The following is a 17,861-nucleotide window of genomic DNA, read 5'->3' on the forward strand; positions in this document are numbered from 1 at the left end:
CATGGTGCCGGCGACGACGCCGGCGGCGCACGCAGGGCTGGGCATCCGGGCCTCACCCGCCGGCGCAGCCCTGGACGTCGACGTGGACGGCGTAGAGCGACTGGCTCGCCGCCATGAACAGGCGGTTGCGGTGCCGGCCGCCGAAGCAGAGGTTGGCGCAGCGCTCCGGCAGCCGGATGCGGCCGATCGGCCGGCCGTCGGGGTTGAACACCATGACGCCGTCCAGGGCGTCGTCGCCCATGCCCCACCCGCACCAGAGATTGCCGTCGACGTCGCAGCGCAGCCCGTCCGGCGTGCCCGGCCCGGCATCGATCAGGACCCGCCGGTCGCGGAGCGTGCGGCCGGCGACCACGTCGTAGGCGACGATCCGCCGGGTCGGCTGCCCGCGCGATTCCACGAGGTAGAGCACGCGGCCGTCGGGGGAGAAGCACAGGCCGTTGGGGCCGGCGAGGTCGGTGGCCACGGCCTCCAGCGCACCGGTGACCGGGTCGAGCCGGTAGACGTTCTGCGGCAGTTCGGGCTCGGCGCGCACGCCTTCGTAGAACCCGCCGATCCCGAAGGGTGGGTCGGTGAACCAGACCGCGCCGTCGGCCGCGGTCACCACGTCGTTGGGCGAGTTGAGCCGGCGGCCCTCGAACGCGTCCGCCAGGACGGTGATCGCGCCGTCATGCTCGGTCCGGGTGACCCGACGGCCGCCGTGCTCGCAGGTGACGAGCCGCCCCTGCCGGTCGCGGGTGTTGCCGTTGGCGAAGCCCGACGGCCGCCGGTAGAGGCCGACCGCCCCGCTCTCCTCGTCCCAGCGCAGGATGCGGTCGTTGGGGATGTCGCTCCAGAGCAGGTAGCGTCCGTCGCCGAACCAGACCGGCCCCTCGCACCAGCGGAAGCCGGTCGCGAGGCGCTCGACCGCCGCGTTGAACACCCGGTAGCGGGCGAAGGCGGCGTCGAGAATCTCGACCGCCGGGTCCGGGTAGCGCGGGCTCGGTGTCCATACGGGCAGGTCCCTGTCACTCGCGGCGATCGTCACCGTTCCGGCGCGGGCCGGCAAGGCCCGCCGCGCGGACGCGGGCGCAGCACCGCGGCGACGCTGCGGCGACGAGGGCCGGAAGCGCCCGGCACGGCGATCCGGGCGCACCATCCTCCACCCCCCAGTGATGGCAGGCGCCGGTTCGACAGCGGGGCGGTTCGGCCCTCGTCCCGGCCCGAACGCTACCGCGCCCCAATTTGTCTGACAAGTGGTACGCGACGGCCAGGCCGCCGCGAAGGGCCGATCCCGGAAGCGTCGGCGCGCACCGCGCCGCGCCTTGCGGGGGAACGGCGGAACCGCTACGGCATTGAGGCCGTGTGGCAGTCGGGGTGTGGCGCAGTCTGGTAGCGCACCTGGTTTGGGACCAGGGGGTCGTAGGTTCGAATCCTATCGCCCCGACCATTCGATCAGGAGCTTGTCGAGTCAGATGCCGAGCGCCCGCATCTTCCGTCCGTCTCGGGACGCCACGCAGTCGGGCCTCGCCCGGACCAAGCAGTGGATCTTGGAGTTCGACCGGACCAGCCCGCGCGAGATCGATCCGCTGATGGGGTGGAACGGGTCCTCGGACATGCTCCAGCAGGTGCGCCTGGAATTCGACACCGAGGAGGAGGCCGTGGCCTACGCGAAGCGCGAGGGAATCGCCTACCGCGTCGAGCAGCCGGCCAAGCCCGTCCAGCGCAAGGGCCTGTCCTACTCGGACAATTTCAAGTTCAACCGCACGGCGCCCTGGACCCATTGAGGCCGTCGCCGCCGCGTCAGGCCTCGCGGCGCGCCTTCCACGCCGGGTAGGGCGAATCGCCCGGCGGACGCAGCTGCGTGACGCGCATCGGCTGCGCGTCGAGGGGCTGGCAGAGCTCGGCGTAGATCGACGCGCTGCCGGCGCCGTAGGTCTCGGCCTCCTCGGCCGAGAAGGCGAAGTAGCCCTCCTTGAAGCCGGCCAGACGCATCGCGGCGTGGCACATCGGGCACGGTCGGCCGCTCGCGTACATCACGCAGTCGCCGAGGTCGCGGCGGCCGAGGAGGCGGCTGGCCTCGCGCAGCGCCACCATCTCGGCATGGGCGCTGGGGTCGTTGGTCGCGTGCACGGTGTTGGCCGCGCGGACCAGCACGGTCCCCTCCCGCACGATGACCGCGCCGTAGGGCGCACCGCCCGCCTCGACATTGGCGGCGGCGAGGGCCACCGCCTCGCCGATATGGTCCTCGTGCGTCGACATGGATGGGCTCGACATGGACGGGCTCGACATGGCTGAGCTTTCCTCCGCTGGCGCGCCAACGCCGCGCGCGGCCGGAAGTTCAGCGCTCCGCGCTCAGAACGCGTAGCGCACCGTGCAGTAGGGCATCGTCTCGGCGAGCAGGGCCTTGAAGCGGGTGAGCCAGCGGCCCTTCCAGCCGGCCCGGTAGCGCAGGTTGGTGCCCCCGCCCTCCGAGACCTTCGCCTCTTGGATGTCCGGCCGCCAGAGCAGGTCCTCGGCCTTGGGGTGCCAGCCGAGATTGACCGCGTGCAGATCCGCGTTGTGGGTCAGCATGATGATCTCGCACTTGAGCTGCGCCTTGGCGGCGTCGGACAGCGTCGCGTCGATCTCGGCGAACAGCGCCCGCCAGTCGGCCTCCCAGCCCTCGTAGAGGATCACGGGCGAGAAGTTGGCGTGGACCTCGTAGCCGGCGGCCACGAACTCGTCGATGGCGGCGATCCGCTCGGCGATCGGGGCGGTGCGCACGTCCACGATCCGGGCGATCCGCGCCGGCATGAGCGAGAAGCGGACGCGCGTCTTGCCCTGCGGATCGTAGGCGAGGAGGTCGCGGTTGACGGCCTTGGTGGCGAAGGAGGCCTTGGCGTTGGGCAGGGTGCGGAACAGCGCGACCAGGGCGCGGACTCCGTCGCTGACCGCCGCGTCGACCGAGAGGTCGCCGTTCTCGCCGATATCGTAGACCCAGTGCTCCGGATCGATCGGGTCCGGCTCCGGCAGGCGCCCCTGGCGGCCGGCGTGGCGGGCGATCGCCGCGCAGGCCTGCTCGAGGTTCACGAACAGCGAGATCGGGTTGGAGAAGCCCTTGCGGCGCGGCACGTAGCAGTAGGCGCAGGCCATGGCGCAGCCGTTGGAGGTCGAGGGCGCGATGAAGTGGGCGCTGCGGCCGTTGGGGCGCATGGCGAGGCCCTTCTTCACGCCGAGGACCAGCGTCGAGCGCTTGATCCGCACCCAATCCTCCACCGAGCCGGCGTTGCCGTGGAGTTCCGGGATGTTCCAGTGCGACGGCACGACGATGCGCGCGGCGTCGGGAAAGCGCGCCAGGATGTCCCGGCCCAGCGGGAAGTCGCCGACAGTGGGCTCGTGATAGATCGTCCGGATATCGAGCAGGTCGCGGGTCAGGGCCATGGACGATCCGGGGCCCGGAAGCGGCCCGGGACCCGATATGGTGCGCGGCGACGCGGCCGGAATGCCTTGCGACCCGGAGTCTCTCTTCGAGCGGCGCGCGAAAAGCTCGGGATCGGGCGCGGCGCGCGTTGATCGTTCAACGATATCTTACGATTCGGTGCCATGAGTCCCTCATCTTCGAGTGGACGTGCGATGATCGTTCGGGACCAGGAGAGATCCGAGCCGGGCTCACCCGGCTCCGGTGAATCTCTCGACCCTGCAGATCCGAGGTGGGGCGCGCTGATCCGGCGGGATCAGCTGGAGGCCATGCGCGGGAGCGTGCTGGCGGCCATCCCGGTCAACATGCTGCTCGGCGTGGCGAGCATGCTCGTCGCCTACAGGAGCGGGCACGGCACCGTGGGGGCCATCTGGTTCGCGGCGTCGACCAGCGTCAACCTCCTGCGAATCGCCCTCTGCCGGATCCCCTGCCTCGGCCTGGCGCTGACCGCCGACATGACGCCGAGCCTGGCCGCGGCCGCCGCGCGCTCCGTCGACCGGCACCTGCGCGTCTTCACGGTCGCGGCGTTCCTCTCCGGACTGGTTTGGGCCTGTCAGCCGCTCCTGTGCGACGGCTACACGACCGCCGAGACCCTGTTCTACCTGACCATCACCTGCGGCGTGACCGCGGGGGCGGTGACGCACGGGATCGCGTACGCGCGCATCCCCCTCGCCTTCATCGCCCTTCCGCTGCTGTCCGTCGTGGCCTGCCTCGCCTATGCCGGCGACTTCGACCGGAACTGCCTCGCGGCCTGCGTGCTGCTCTACTTCCTCGCCCTGACGCACACGGCGTTCCGCAGCGAGTCCGTATTTCGTGAGGCGAGCCGGCTCAAGAACGAGGCCCACGCCCTCGCCAGGTCCCGCGCCGAGGCCCATGCCAGCGCCAGCGCCCTCGTGGACGAGATGCGGTGGCGCGCCACGCACGACGATCTCACCGGCCTGCTGAACCGCGCGGGCTTCCTCCAGGCGACGGAGAACCGGCTCCGCACCGGGACCCTCAGCCTGCTGATGCTCGACCTCGACGGGTTCAAGTTCGTCAACGACGTCTACGGCCACAAGGCGGGCGATCGGGTGCTCGTCGAGGTGGCGCGCCGGCTGAAGGACGCGCTGCCGGAGAACGGTCTCGCGGCCCGGCTGGGCGGCGACGAGTTCGCGGTGCTGTACGATCCCGTGACGTCGGGCGTGCCCGACGACGTCATGGCGGCGAACCTCATCGCCGCGGTGTCCCAGCCGTTCGACGGCTTCGACGCGGGCCGCCTCGGGGTCAGCATCGGCGTCCACGCGAGCGCGGAGCCGAGCTTCACCGAGATGCTGAGCTGCGCCGACGAGGCGCTCTACGCCGCGAAGGCCGCCGGGCGGAACCGCTACCGGGTGTTCGATTCGGGCCTGCGCGAGGGGCTGCAGATGCGGCGGGACCTGGAGCGCGACCTGTCGCAGGCCCTGGTCGAGAACGCCCCGAAGGTCTGGTTCCAGCCGATCTACGCGGCCGATGGCCGGACCCTGGTCGGGCTGGAAGCCCTGATCCGCTGGGAGCATCCGCGGCTCGGCTGGATCGCGCCCCCGGACCTGATCGCCGCCGCCGCGATGGCCGGCCTGACCGAATCGCTGCTCCGCTACATCCTCGAGCAGGTCTGCGCGATGCTGGAGATCCTGCATCGCCGCGGCCTGAGCGGCGTGCGCGTGGCGATGAACGTCTCACCCCGGGAGATGGCGCAGGTCCCCGTGGACGAGATCGTCATCGGGCGCCTGAACCTCCTCGGCCTGCCGCCCACCATGCTGGAGATCGAGATCACCGAGGAGACGGCTCTCGACATCGGCGCGGTGCAGGGCAAGCTGCAGGCGCTGTCCCGCGCCGGCATCCGGGTCGCCCTGGACGATTTCGGCATCGGCTACTCGTCGCTCTCCTCGCTGCGCCAGCTCAAGGCGGACCGGATCAAGATCGACCGGAGCTTCGTGACCGGCCTCGGGGCGAGCGACGACAAGCGCGGGCTCGTCCTCGCCGTCCTTGGCCTCGGCCGGCTGCTCGGGCTCGACGTGGTGGCGGAAGGCGTCGAGTCGGCCGAGGACCTGAACATCCTGCAGGCGATGGGCTGCCCGTTCCTGCAGGGCTACCATCTCGGCCGCCCGATGCCGGTGGAAGATCTGGAAGCCACCCTGCTCAGCACGCGCATCGCCGCGGCCTGAGCCGGTGCCGGCGCGCGGAGCCGTCGGGCCCGCGCGCGCGGCTCAGAACCGCCCGGCATCCGCCGGATCGCGGCGCATCAGCCGGCGCGCCGCCGCGCGCCACAGGCGGTCCGGAATCCCGTAGAGCCACACGAGCGCCGCGCACCCGGCGATCGCCAGCAGGAACAGCCAGGCCAGCGCCTCGAGGATGGGCCCCGGCGGCGTTCCGGACTCGGTCCGGTCGTACCAGAGCGGGTCCGTGTCCCAGGGCGGATCGTCGTTGTCCACGGCAGAACCCTCCACCGCGGGTCCGAATGCGGCCCGGGGCGCTCGCGCGGCGGTGACCGGTGAGTCGGTCCGCGTCACTCCTCTGCCGGCCCGGTCCGCACACGCCTGACCGGGTCCAGCGCGGTCACGCTACAGGCCCCGCCGCGCGCCCTTCGAATACCCATTTCGGACTACGGCCTTCGACCGGCCGCGCTTTTCCACATCCAACTTTCTCCGCAATTTATTGCTTAGTTTGCGGGCTATGGCATTCTGACCGTCTAAAAGACTGCGTGACCTGCCATGAGATCTGCCAAACGCCTGTGGCGCGAGCGCTGGGCGCTGTGTTCGATGCTGGCCCTGTCGGCCGCCTGCGGGCTGCCGGCGCGGGCGGCGGACATGCGCATCGAGGCCGCCAAGATCACCGGCGGTGATCTCTGGATCATCGGTTACGCCGACGATCCGGGGGTGGAGATCACGCTCGACGGCCAGTTCCCCCACCGGACCGACAGCCGCGGCTATTTCGAGTTTCGCGTCGTCTATCATCCGGCCACCTGCATCGCGACGCTGCGGACGCCGAAACAGACCCGCAGCATCGTGGTCGGCGAGTGCGGCCAGCAGGGGCCGCAGGCGCCCGGGCTCGCCGGCCCGGCCGGCCCGCGCGGCGAGACGGGTCCGCGGGGCGAGGCCGGGCCTCCCGGCGAGCGGGGCGCGATGGGACCGCCCGGGCCGCCCGGACCCCAGGGGCCAGCCGGCGCGGAGGGCGTCGCCGGACCGCCGGGCCCGCCGGGCGAGCGCGGCCCCATCGGCATGGCCGGCGCACCGGGGCTGATGGGGGCCATGGGCCCGCCCGGCCCGCCCGGCGGCACCCGCGGGCAGCCGGCTTCCCCGAGCGCCGCGCCGAAACCGAACCCGTCGGCCGCGCTGGCAGGGCCGGCGCCGAAGCCGCGGCCGCCGGCGCGGGCGCGCCGCGCACCCGAGCCGGAATCCGCGCCCGAGGGACCGCTGGATCTGGAGCCCGACGCCGGCGGCGGCGGGATGGACCGCTACTAGGCGCGGACCGGTGTCGACCGCAGGGCCAGACGCGGAACGGGCCACCCTGCCCGGCCGGGGGCGACGCGTCGGCTCCCAAGTCTCGCGTGGCTGCACGCCGGCAATAGTCTTTGGAAGAGCGTATTTATGCGACTTAACAACTCAATTCGCTCGCGTGCCGCGCTGTCCGCGCCGGGTGTGTCACCTTAATGCCCCAACGCCGCACATTCCGCCGCCAGACCCGCACCGAGGCGAGCCAAAGCGCCCGGTTTGCGCTAAGCGTGACGGTGGGGCGGGCTTGATCGGAGACGAGCGAAACGCCGTACCTTGGCCGTTTTCGTCTCGGACTTCCGGACCGAAAGAGACCGCAAGGGCTTGTTCATCGTGACACGACGTCCACCAGCGAGTTGCCCGACGTTCCGCCTGGCCGGGATGGTGTCCGGACTCGCGATGCTGGCTGCCATGCCGGCATCGGCCGAGACTCTGGAGAGCGCTCTCGCGAAGGCCTATCAGGGCAATCCGAGCCTGAACGCCAGCCGTGCGGGCGTGCGCGCTATCGACGAGAACGTGGCGATCGCGCAGTCGGGCTACCGGCCGACCGTCAACGTCAACGCCGCGATCGGCGTCCAGTACCTTCAGACGCGCTCGTCCAGCACGGTCGCGACGGCGGCCACCGGCGGCACGGCGGCGACCACCGCCGGATCGGCCCTCGGGACGACGGGCGGCGGCCTGGGCGGAACGGCGGGCGCCGGGACGACCGGGACCGGAACGACCACGGGGATCGGGTCCACGGGGATCGGGACCGCGGGCGGCACCACCGGCATCGGAACCTCAGGTGCCGGGGCGGCGGGATCCGCGACCGGCGGCGAGGGCCTGTCCGGCGGCGCGACCTCCGACATCGCGAGCCAGGTCATCACCTCCCGGCGGACGACGCGCACCACCTACCTGCCGAGCTCCGCCAGCCTCAACGTCACGCAGACGATCTTCAACGGTTTCCAGACCGACAACACGGTCCGGCGCGCGGAGTCGCAGGTCTACAGCCAGCGCGAGAGCCTGCGCTTCACCGAGCTGTCGGTTCTGTACAGCGCCGTCCAGGCGTACATGAACGTGCTCAGCAACACGGCGACGCTGGAGCTGAACCGGAACAACGTCGAGGTTCTGGAAGAGCAGCTCCGCCAGACCCGGGACCGCTTCAACGTCGGCGAGGTGACCCGGACTGACGTCGCGCAGGCCGAGGCCCGACTGGCCGGCGCGCGATCGCAGGTCGCCCAGGCCGAATCGACCCTCCGCACGAGCATCGGCGTCTACCGGCAGAACATCGGCGTCGAGCCGCGCCAGCTCGCGCCGGGTCGGCCGCTGGACCGGTTCGTGCCGCGCAGCCTCGATCAGGCGATCGCCGTCGGCCTGCGCGAGCACCCGCAGGTCGTCTCGGCCATCCACAACGTCGACGCGAGCGAGGCCCAGGTGAAAGTCCTGGAAGGCCAGCTCGCCCCGCAGCTCAGCCTGCAGGGCTCGCTCAGCCAGCTCTACGACCAGAACGGACCGAACCAGAGCTTCTTCGTCGGCTTCGTCGGCGGACGGCTCTCGATCCCGATCTACGAGGGCGGCCAGACCTACGCGCAGATCCGGCAGGCCAAGGAGTCGGTCGGCCAGGCCCGCATCCAGGTCGACCAGATCCGCGATCAGGTCCGCGCCCAGATCGTCGATTTCTGGGGCCGGCTCGAGGCCGCCAAGGCGCAGGTCATCGCCGCCCAGGCCCAGGTCCAGGCCAACGAGGTGGCGCTGAACGGCGTGCGCGAGGAAGCGCGCGTCGGCCAGCGCACGACCCTCGACGTGCTCAACGCGCAGCAGGAACTGCTGAACTCCCGGGTGAACCTCATCGTCGCCCAGCGTGACCGGGTCATCTTCTCCTACGGGGTGGTCCAGGCGATCGGACAGTTGACCGCGCGCTTCACGGCGCTCCCGGTCGAATACTACAGCGCCAAGGTTCACTACGATCAGGTCAAGGATCTCTGGTTCGGCCTGCGCACCCCGGACGGTCGCTGACGGCTTTTCCACGGGGAGTGTGTTGTGGGCGCGCTTGCCGTCATGAAACGGCATGGAATACTGATTGAACATCGATCCATTCGGGTCGCTTTCCAGTCTCCCATGCCCGAGTGCGCCTGCCGATGAGTGCAGCAAGCCCCAAGATCCCGGACTCGAAATTCCAGGACAAGGCTGCCGATAAGGCGCACGAGCCTTCGATGGAAGAGATCCTCGCGTCGATCCGGAGGATCATCGCCGACGATCAGGCCGCCAAGCCGGCCGAGGTCGCGGCGCCCGCTCCGGAGCCCGACGACGTGCTCGACCTCGCGGAGGTCGCCGAGCCGGTGATGCGCCCGCGCGTCGTCGAGCCGGAGCCGGAACCCGAGCCGGCCCCGGACCTGCTCGACTTCGACGCGATCGACTTCGAGGACCCGGTGACCGCCGCGCCCGAGCCGGAGCCCGAGCCCGAGCCCGAGCCGGCCCCGGAGCCGCCGCCCCCACCGCCTCCGCCCCCGCAGCCCGTGCTCCAGGCCGCCCGCGCGCCCGAGCCGGAGCCCGAGGCCCTGGTCTCTCCGGCCACGGATGCCAGCGTCAGCGGCGCGTTCAACCTGCTGGCCCACACCGTGCTGACGCAGAACGCCCGGACCCTGGAGGATCTCGTCAAGGAGATGCTCCGGCCGATGCTGAAATCCTGGCTCGACGACAACCTCCCGGCCGTGGTCGAGCGCCTCGTGCGCGCCGAGATCGAGCGGGTGTCGCGCGGCCGCTGAGCCGGCGGCCTGGGTACGGCGGCCGCGGGCCGCCGTCCGCGTGTTGACGGGAGCGGCGTGACGGTCGAAAGCGGGGCCACCCCCGTTTGGACAAGCGCCGGCCCGTACCCGCGATGATGGACAAGACCTTCGAGCCCACCTCCGTCGAGGCGCGGATCTCCGCCGCCTGGGCCGAGGCGGACGCCTTCCGTGCCGGCCGGCCCGAGCGCGCCGGGGCCCCGCCGTACTGCATCGTGATCCCGCCGCCGAACGTGACGGGCTCCCTGCACATGGGCCACGCCCTCAACAACACGCTGCAGGACATCCTCTGCCGCTTCGAGCGCATGCGCGGCAAGGACGTGCTCTGGCAGCCGGGGACGGACCATGCCGGCATCGCCACCCAGATGGTGGTCGAGCGGCGGATGATGGAGCGTCAGGAGCCCGGCCGCCGCGAGATCGGCCGCGCGGCCTTCGTCGAGAAGGTCTGGGCCTGGAAGGCGGAATCCGGCGGCGCGATCGTCAACCAGCTGAAGCGGCTCGGCGCCTCCTGCGACTGGTCCCGCGAGCGCTTCACCATGGACGAGGGGCTGAGCCGGGCCGTGCTCAAGACCTTCGTCGACCTGCACCGGCAGGGCCTGATCTATCGCGACAAGCGGCTGGTGAACTGGGACCCGAAGTTTCAGACCGCGATCTCGGACCTGGAGGTCCAGCAGGTCGAGACCAGGGGCCATCTCTGGCACTTCGACTACCCGGTGGTGGACGAGGCCGGCGCCGAGACCGGCGCCGTCATCACGGTGGCCACCACCCGCCCCGAGACGATGCTGGGCGACACCGGCATCGCGGTCCATCCCGAGGACGCGCGCTACACCGCGCTCGTCGGCCAGCGCGTGCGCCTGCCGCTGGTCGGGCGGCTGATCCCGATCGTGGCCGACACCTACTCGGATCCCGAGAAGGGCACGGGCGCGGTCAAGATCACGCCCGCCCACGACTTCAACGACTTCGACGTCGGCCGCCGCCACGGGCTCGGCCTGATCAACGTCCTCGATCCCGAGGGCCGGATGCTGCTCGACGGCAACGCCGAGTTCCTCGACGGCGTCGCGCCCGAGCCGGAGGCCCTGGCGCTCCACGGCCTCGACCGGGCGCAGGCCCGCAAGGAGGTGGTGGCGCTGATGGAGGCGCGCGGTCGGCTGCGCGCGATCGAGCCGAACACCCACGCGGTCCCGCACGGCGACCGCTCGGGCGTGGTCATCGAGCCCTACCTGACCGACCAGTGGTACGTGAACGTCAAGCCGCTCGCGGAGCGCGCCCTCCAGGCGGTGCGCGACGGTCAGACCAAGTTCGTGCCCGAGAACTACGAGAAGATCTTCTTCCAGTGGCTCACCAACATCGAGCCGTGGTGCATCTCGCGCCAGCTCTGGTGGGGCCACCAGATCCCGGTCTGGTACGACGACGCCGGCGGCATCTTCGTCGCCGAGAGCGAGGCCGAGGCGCAGGCGGTGGCCGAGGCGCAGCACGGTCGGCCGGTCGCGCTCACCCGCGACGCGGACGTCCTCGACACGTGGTTCTCCTCGGCGCTCTGGCCGTTCTCGACGCTGGGCTGGCCGGACACGACCCCGGAACTCGCGCGCTTCTACCCGACCAACACCCTGGTGACCGGCAAGGACATCCTGTTCTTCTGGGTCGCCCGGATGATGATGATGGGCCTGCACCTCACCGACCGGGCGCCCTTCGACACGGTCTACCTGCACACGCTGGTGCGGGACGCGTCGGGCGCGAAGATGTCGAAGTCGAAGGGCAACGTCGTCGATCCCCTGGAACTGATCGATCAGGTCGGCGCCGACGTCCTGCGCTTCACCCTCTGCGCCCTGGCCGTCCAGGGCCGCGACATCAAGCTGTCCACCGACCGGGTCCAGGGCTACCGCAACTTCGCGACCAAGCTCTGGAACGCCGCCCGCTTCGCCGAGCTGAACGGCTGCCGCCTCGACCCGGCCTTCGACCCGCGCTCCGCCACCGGCGCGATCAACCGCTGGGCGCTCACCGAGGCGGCCCGCGCGGTCGACGAGGTCGCGGGCGCCCTCGAGGCCTTCCGCTTCAACGACGCGGCGGCGGTGGCCTACCGCTTCGTCTGGAACATCTTCTGCGACTGGTATCTCGAGCTCGCCAAGCCGGTGCTCCAGGGCGAGGGCGTCGATCCGGCGATCCGGGCCGAGACGCAGGCGAGCGTGGCGTTCCTGATCGATCAGGTCGCCAAGCTGCTCCACCCGTTCATGCCGTTCCTCACGGAGGAGCTGTGGGCGATCAAGGGCGCCGACCTGCCGGAGCGCGGCCTGCTGACCCTGGCCGCCTGGCCGGACCTCGGCGGCCTCGCCGACGCGGCCGCGGAGGCCGAGGTCGGGTTCGTGGTCGATCTCGTCAGCCAGATCCGCTCGGCGCGGTCCGAGACCAATGTCCCGGCCGGCGCGCAGATCCCGCTGGTGATGGTCGGCGCCGCCCCGGAGGTGAGAGCGCGGGTTGAGGCGTGGCGCGACACGCTCCTGCGTCTCGCTCGGCTGTCGGAGATCACCTTCTCCGAGACGCCGCCGAAGAACTCGGTGCAGCTCCTAGTGCGCGGCAGCGTCGCCGCGCTGCCCCTTGAAGGCGTGGTCGACCTCGCGGCCGAGGTCGCGCGCCTGAAGAAGGAGCAGGGCAAGGCGCAGGGCGAGATCAAGAAGATCGACGCGAAGCTCGGCAACGCCGACTTCGTGGCCCGGGCGCCCGAGGAGATCATCGAGGAGAACCGGGAGCGCCGCGAGAGCGAGTCGGCGCGGCTGGCGAAGATCGAGGAAGCTCTGGTCCGGCTCAGCGGCGACTGAGCGCCCGTCCGGGAGCGCTCCGACGTGTCAGGCCCGCCCCGGGGGTGACCCGGCCCCGGAGGCTCGCCCGTCAGCGTCGGGTGCCGAGGGTTCCGGTGAACGCCCGCGGCCCGCCCCAACTGGCGGCGGACGCGTCGTTCGGGGTCCAGAAGCCGTCCTGCGACGCGCCCCGCGGATGCAGGGAATAGTCCGGTGGAACGTAGCCGCCCGACTGGTTCCAGTAGCCGGGCCGGAAGTTGGCCGCCGATTTCGCAACGCGCTCATCTCCGGGGCGGCGCGTATCGACGCTGTACGTTCTCTCGGAAACGCTGCGCAGCGCGCGACTTGCGACGGCGGGCTTCGCGTCGAAGTAATCACGGTAATCCGCGCACGACTCGACCGCCAGCGCGCCGACAGTCGATCCGAAGAACATGGCGGCCGCCAACAGCACCTTCATTGTCAATTCCTCTGCCTACACACTCGGATCTGGCGGCACCGAGATTGCGCCGGCCCGCCGAACTGAGCGGTATTTAAGATCGACTCCCGGAAACTGCGGTGCTGGGCGGCACGAGCCCGGATCCGGCTCGGCCAGCGCCGCGACGTCGGGCCTCCGGTCTCGGTCACGCGCCGCGATCGCGCTGGGGCTCCGCGAGCGCTCGGCTACCTGTCCAAACGGTAATTTGATCGCCACGCCCGGGTCAGGCGCCGCCCCTTAGACAGATCCCATCGATGGCCGCGACCGCCGGCGTCGTCCCGATCAGTCCCGAGAGGTTGAGACCCCCCATGACCGAGACCCGTCCCACTGGCCGCACCTCGCGCCGCGCCCTCGCCTCCGTGGCGGCCGCCGCGCTGATCGCCGGCGGTGCCATCGGCAGCGGTTATCTGCCGGCCGCGACCCCGGCCTACGCGCAGGCGCTGCCCAAGTCGCCGATCGAGGCCCCCGAGCACCCGCCGGGCTCGTTCGCCGGTATCGTCAACAAGGTGAAGCCGGGCGTCGTCTCGGTGAAGGTGAAGCTCGACGACTCGGCGAGCAGCGACGACGACGACGGACCGAGCCAGGGGCGCAACCTCCAGAACGTGCCGCCGCAGCTGCGCGAGTTCTTCAAGCGCTTCGGCCAGAACGGCCCCGGCGGGATGCAGCCCCAGCATCAGGGCCCGCGCGGCGCTGTCGGCTCCGGCTTCATCATCTCGGCCGACGGCTACGTGGTCACCAACAACCACGTGGTCGACCATGCCAAGACCGTGCAGGTGACGCTGGACGACGGGCGCACTCTCGACGCCAAGGTCATCGGCAAGGATTCCAAGACGGACGTCGCCCTGCTGAAGATCACCGAGGGCTCGAACTTCCCGTACGTCCAGTTCGGAAAGGCCGCGCCGCAGGTCGGCGACTGGGTGGTGGCGATCGGTAACCCGTTCGGCCTCGGCGGAACCGTGACCGCCGGCATCGTCTCGGCCCGCGGCCGCGACATCGGCGCCGGTCCCTACGACGACTTCCTGCAGATCGACGCGCCCATCAACAAGGGCAACTCGGGCGGCCCGACCTTCAACGTCAACGGCGAGGTGGTCGGCATGAACACCGCCATCGCGTCCCCGTCGGGCGGCAGCGTCGGCCTCGCCTTCGCGATCCCCGCCGAGACCGTTCAGGCGGTGGTCGACCAGCTCCGGACCGACGGCAAGGTCGCCCGCGGCTACCTGGGCGTCCAGATCCAGCCCGTGACGCAGGACATCGCCGAGGGCCTGGGCCTCGACAAGGCCAAGGGCGCCCTCGTCGACCACGCCGAGAACGGCACCCCGGCGGCCAAGGCCGGCCTGAAGGCGGGCGACGTGATCGAGAAGGTCAACGGCGACACGGTGGACAGCGCCCGCGAGCTGTCGCGCAAGATCGCCGGCCTGAAGCCGGGCGCCAAGGTCGAGCTGAGCTACCTGCGCGGCGGCAAGACCGACACCGCCACGGTGACGCTGGGCACGATGCCGACCGACGGCACCAAGATGGCGAGCCGCGACGACGACTCGGGCAACGGCCAGCCGCGGCTCGGCCTGCAGCTCGCCCCGGCCGGCGATGTCGGCCTGTCGGATCAGGGCGTCGCGGTGGTCCAGGTCGATCCCGACGGCCCGGCGGCAGCCAAGGGTATCGAGGCGGGCGACGTGATCCTCGACGTCGGCGGCCAGAGCGTGGCCCGTCCGTCGGACGTGGCGACGCAGATCCGGGCGGCCGAGTCGAGCGGGCGCAAGGCCGTGCTGATGCGGGTGAAGAGCGGCAAGGGCCAGACCCGGTTCGTGGCGGTCTCGCTCAACAAGAAGGCCGGCTGAGGCCGGTTTCTCCCGGCGCGGGGTCCGCCCCGCGCCGTCTCGTGGTGACCTCCGACTCGCGCCGGCCGCACAGGCCGGCGCTTTTTCGTGGCTCGCCTGACCGCGTTCGCGGGTGTCAGCGACCCGGGACCGGTATGCCCAGTCCCGGCCCGAGCCGCGTCCGGCACCGTCCCAGCGCCGCGAAGGCGGCGTTCGAGTCCCGGGCGAGGCGCATGAGGTCTCCCAGGCGTGCCCGGCCGCGCGCGAAGGCGAAGAACACCGCGGCGATGTCGGGCTCGCCGTCCGGCGTGAGGGCCGAGGCCGCGAAGGCCGGCAGGGCCTGGTCGGCCGGGTCGCAGATCACCCGCACGGCCGCGAAAGGCAGGCCGTGCCGGCCCGCGAAGGACGCGGCCACGTGCGATTCCATGTCGACGGCCGCGGCGCCGGTGGTGGTCCGCAGGTCCGTCTTGCCGTCGACCGCGAGCACCGCCGTGTCGACGCCCGCCAGATCCGCCGGGATCACCCGCGGCCCGACGCCGGACAGGATATTGAGCAGCGTGGCCGACAGGTCGAGATCGGCGGCGCGCCGCCCCTCCTCGCTCACCACGCCGGTGCCCACCACGACGTCGCCGGGCCGGAGCGAGGGATCGAGGCCGCCCGCGATGCCGAAGCTGACAACCGCCCGGCAGCCGGGCTGGCCGCGGGCCTCCAGGAGCTGGCGGAGACGGTGGGGGTTGCCGCCGGCTCCCACGGCCTCGACCCCCTCCCCCGCCGCCATGCGGCGCTCGCGGGCGAGGCCGGTGACGGCCAGGACGGGTGCGGCGGGATCGATCATGGCGCGCTCGTGGACGAGTCCGGCGAGGTCCGCAAGAAGGCGCGAGCGCCGAGGCGGGGTCCGGGCCGGATCCGGCGCGGGGGGCGGTGCGTCCGGTCCCGCGGGATCGCTGTCTGAGGAGGCCACGTGTCTCGTACCGGGGCTCGCGGATCGGCTGTCGGGACGGTCGAGCGCGCCGCGATCCGGCGGAGCGGAGCCGGCCCGTCGGGCCGGCCCCAGGACGTCGGCGGACGTCACATGCCGAACTGGACGCGCCGGCTGTTGCCACGCTTGAGGTTGCGGAAGCGAGCCATCGCCCAGAGCGGGAAGAACTTCGGGTAACCATGGTACCGCAGGTAGAAGACCCGCGGGAAGCCCGTGGCAGTGTAGCGCTCCTCCTTCCAGAACCCGTCCGCGCCCTGCGTGCGGGTCAGGAAGTTGATGCCCCGGGTCACGGCCGGGTCGTCGACCGCGCCGGCCGCCATCAGGGCGAGGAGCGCCCAGGCGGTCTGCGAGGCGGTGGACGAGCCGGGCTCGAAGGCCGGGTCGATCTTGTACGAGGAGGCGTCCTCGCCCCAGCCGCCATCCGGGTTCTGGATCCGGATCAGCCAGGACACGGCCTTCTGGATGCGCGGATCGGCGGAGTCGACCCCGGCGGCGTTGAGGGCGCAGAGCACCGACCACGTGCCGTAGATGAAGTTCATGCCCCAGCGGCCGTACCACGAGCCGTCCTCCTCCTGATCGTTCAGGAGGTAGTTCACGCCGCGGTCGAGGGCGCGGGAGGTCTCCCGGGTCTCGCCGAGCTGGGACAGCATCCCGACCACGCGCGCGGTCACGTCCGCGGTCGGCGGGTCGAGCAGCGCGCCGTGATCCGAGAACGGGATGTGGTTGAGGTACATGTGGTTGTTGTCGGCGTCGAACGCCGCCCAGCCACCGTCCTCGGATTGCAGCCCCTCGACCCATTCCCGGGCGCGGGCGATCGAGGCCTTGTAGTCCGGCATGCCGGCGACGAGGCCGTGCTGGTGCATGGCCCGGTCCATCGCCATCACCACCACGGCGGTGTCGTCGAGGTCGGGATAATGCGCGTTGGCGTACTGGAAGGCCCAGCCGCCCGGCCGGACCTTCGGCTTGCGCGCCGCCCAGTCGCCGACGATGTCGAGCACCTGCCGAGGCTTCAGCCAGTCCAGACCGGCGCGGGCCTGGGCCTCGGCCTCGGGGCCGCCGGCCTCGAGCAGCGCGTGGCTCGCGAGCGCCGTGTCCCAGACCGGCGAGACGCAGGGCTGGACGTAGGCCTCGTCGGCCTTCTCGACGACGAGCTTCTCGATGGCGTCGCAGGCGACGCGGACCTGCGGGTGATCGGGCCGGTAGCCCATCACCTCATACATCAGCACCGAGTTGACCATGGCGGGGAAGATGGCGCCCAGGCCGTCCTCGCCGTTGAGGCGCTCGCTCACCCAGGCGCGCGCCATCTCCATGGCGCGCTGCCGGCTCTTGCGCGGCAGGTGGTTCTCGACCCGCTGCAGCACCCGGTCGATGAAGCCGAAGATCGGGGTCCAGGGCCACGTGGCGTGGGGCGAGCCCGGCCAGGAGCGGACGCTCTCCGGCGGGGTGACGAACAGCTCCTGCACGCTGATGCCGCGGGGATTGCGCGCCCGGGGCTTGGTCGCCTGCAGCACGAACAGCGGCACCACGGTGGTGCGGGCCCAGTAGCTGATCTTGTCGAGGTGGAACGGGAACCACTTCGGCAGGAACATCACCTCGACGGGCATCACCGGCACGGCGCGCCACGGCACCTCGCCGTAGAGGGCCAGCATGAAGCGGGTGAACACGTTGGCGTTGGCCGCGCCGCCGCGGGACAGGATGCCCTCGCGCGCCCGGCGCATGTGCGGCGCCTCGATGTCGTCGCCGATCATCTTGAGGGCGAAATACGCCTTGACCGTGCAGCTCATGTCGAACGGCCCCTCGTGGACGAGGGCCCATCCGCCGTGCCGCCCCTGGGTGCGGCGGAGGTAGTTGCCGATCTTGGCCTCGAGGTCCCCGGGGACCCGCGTGCCGCGGAAATGGTGAAACAGGATGTACTCGGACGGGATCGTGGCATCCGCCTCGAGCTCGAAGCAGATGTGCCCGTCGTCGTGCGCCAGGGCGGTCAGCGCGCGCGTCGCCTGCGCCACGCCGCGCTCGACGTCCTCGAGCGAGATCCCTTGAGTCTTCGAGCGCTGCAGCGCCTCGACTTTGCTAACGGCCTCTCTCATAGTCCTC

General features: G+C 71.4%; 14 protein-coding genes and 1 tRNA gene. 8 read left to right on the forward strand and 7 right to left on the reverse strand.

Going from position 1 to position 17,861, the window contains the following annotated elements; all coding sequences use genetic code 11:
- Nucleotides 1-52: 52 nt before the first annotated feature.
- Nucleotides 53-1,024, reverse strand: coding sequence for an SMP-30/gluconolactonase/LRE family protein (locus tag BM419_RS05670; RefSeq protein WP_165923045.1), 972 nt, complete (start codon nt 1,022-1,024; stop codon nt 53-55).
- A 325-nt stretch (nt 1,025-1,349) separates the two neighbouring features.
- Here BM419_RS05670 and BM419_RS05675 point away from each other — a divergent pair.
- Together BM419_RS05675 and BM419_RS05680 are read left to right on the forward strand one after the other, a co-directional pair.
- A tRNA-Pro gene (locus BM419_RS05675) sits at nt 1,350-1,426 on the forward strand.
- A gap of 25 nt (nt 1,427-1,451) precedes the next feature.
- A complete protein-coding gene (locus tag BM419_RS05680) occupies nt 1,452-1,763 on the forward strand; it encodes an ETC complex I subunit (protein WP_020090615.1) in 312 nt (103 codons plus the stop codon).
- 16 nt (nt 1,764-1,779) lie between these two features.
- Here BM419_RS05680 and BM419_RS05685 read toward each other — a convergent pair whose 3' ends face one another.
- Both BM419_RS05685 and BM419_RS05690 read right to left on the reverse strand, forming a co-directional pair.
- Nucleotides 1,780-2,238, reverse strand: a complete 459-nt coding sequence (locus BM419_RS05685) for a nucleoside deaminase (RefSeq protein WP_091925371.1) — start codon at nt 2,236-2,238, stop codon at nt 1,780-1,782.
- Nucleotides 2,239-2,331: 93 nt separating this feature from the next.
- Entirely contained in the window at nt 2,332-3,399 is a 1,068-nt protein-coding gene (locus tag BM419_RS05690) for a spore photoproduct lyase family protein (RefSeq protein WP_020090617.1), read from the reverse strand.
- 306 nt (nt 3,400-3,705) lie between these two features.
- Here BM419_RS05690 and BM419_RS05695 point away from each other — a divergent pair, with 306 nt between their 5' ends.
- Nucleotides 3,706-5,619 (forward strand): putative bifunctional diguanylate cyclase/phosphodiesterase, encoded by a 1,914-nt coding sequence (locus tag BM419_RS05695; RefSeq protein ID WP_175556273.1) that lies wholly within the window; start codon nt 3,706-3,708, stop codon nt 5,617-5,619.
- 42 nt (nt 5,620-5,661) lie between these two features.
- Here BM419_RS05695 and BM419_RS05700 read toward each other — a convergent pair whose 3' ends face one another.
- Nucleotides 5,662-5,886: a hypothetical protein gene (locus tag BM419_RS05700; protein WP_020090619.1), complete on the reverse strand. Its 225-nt coding sequence runs from the start codon at nt 5,884-5,886 to the stop codon at nt 5,662-5,664.
- Between the two features lie 279 nt (nt 5,887-6,165).
- Between BM419_RS05700 and BM419_RS05705 the strand changes: the two genes are divergently transcribed.
- From BM419_RS05705 to BM419_RS05720, 4 genes are all read left to right on the forward strand, one after another.
- Nucleotides 6,166-6,915, forward strand: coding sequence for a collagen-like domain-containing protein (locus BM419_RS05705; RefSeq protein ID WP_244540706.1), 750 nt, complete (start codon nt 6,166-6,168; stop codon nt 6,913-6,915).
- 411 nt (nt 6,916-7,326) lie between these two features.
- Nucleotides 7,327-8,940, forward strand: a complete 1,614-nt coding sequence (locus BM419_RS05710) for a TolC family outer membrane protein (protein WP_056531760.1) — start codon at nt 7,327-7,329, stop codon at nt 8,938-8,940.
- Nucleotides 8,941-9,137: 197 nt separating this feature from the next.
- Nucleotides 9,138-9,689 carry a PopZ family protein gene (locus BM419_RS05715; RefSeq protein WP_020090622.1) on the forward strand — a complete coding sequence of 184 codons (552 nt, stop codon included), beginning with the start codon at nt 9,138-9,140 and terminating at the stop codon, nt 9,687-9,689.
- A gap of 113 nt (nt 9,690-9,802) precedes the next feature.
- A complete protein-coding gene (locus BM419_RS05720) occupies nt 9,803-12,520 on the forward strand; it encodes a valine--tRNA ligase (protein ID WP_091925376.1) in 2,718 nt (905 codons plus the stop codon).
- Between the two features lie 70 nt (nt 12,521-12,590).
- On the opposite strand, the gene BM419_RS05725 is transcribed toward BM419_RS05720, so the two are convergent.
- Complete coding sequence (locus tag BM419_RS05725; RefSeq protein ID WP_091925379.1) at nt 12,591-12,956, reverse strand: hypothetical protein; 366 nt, start codon at nt 12,954-12,956, stop codon at nt 12,591-12,593.
- Between the two features lie 326 nt (nt 12,957-13,282).
- Between BM419_RS05725 and BM419_RS05730 the strand changes: the two genes are divergently transcribed.
- Nucleotides 13,283-14,809: a Do family serine endopeptidase gene (locus BM419_RS05730; protein ID WP_020090625.1), complete on the forward strand. Its 1,527-nt coding sequence runs from the start codon at nt 13,283-13,285 to the stop codon at nt 14,807-14,809.
- Nucleotides 14,810-14,924: 115 nt separating this feature from the next.
- Here the strand turns inward: BM419_RS05730 and BM419_RS05735 are convergent, their stop codons facing one another.
- Together BM419_RS05735 and shc are read right to left on the reverse strand one after the other, a co-directional pair.
- Nucleotides 14,925-15,623, reverse strand: coding sequence for a phosphorylase (locus BM419_RS05735; RefSeq protein WP_091925381.1), 699 nt, complete (start codon nt 15,621-15,623; stop codon nt 14,925-14,927).
- Between the two features lie 233 nt (nt 15,624-15,856).
- A complete protein-coding gene (shc, locus tag BM419_RS05740; protein ID WP_091925383.1) occupies nt 15,857-17,854 on the reverse strand; it encodes a squalene--hopene cyclase in 1,998 nt (665 codons plus the stop codon).
- Nucleotides 17,855-17,861 lie beyond the last annotated feature (7 nt).

The sequence above is a fragment of the Methylobacterium sp. yr668 genome (assembly GCF_900116245.1).
Classification (GTDB): Bacteria; Pseudomonadota; Alphaproteobacteria; order Rhizobiales; family Beijerinckiaceae; genus Methylobacterium.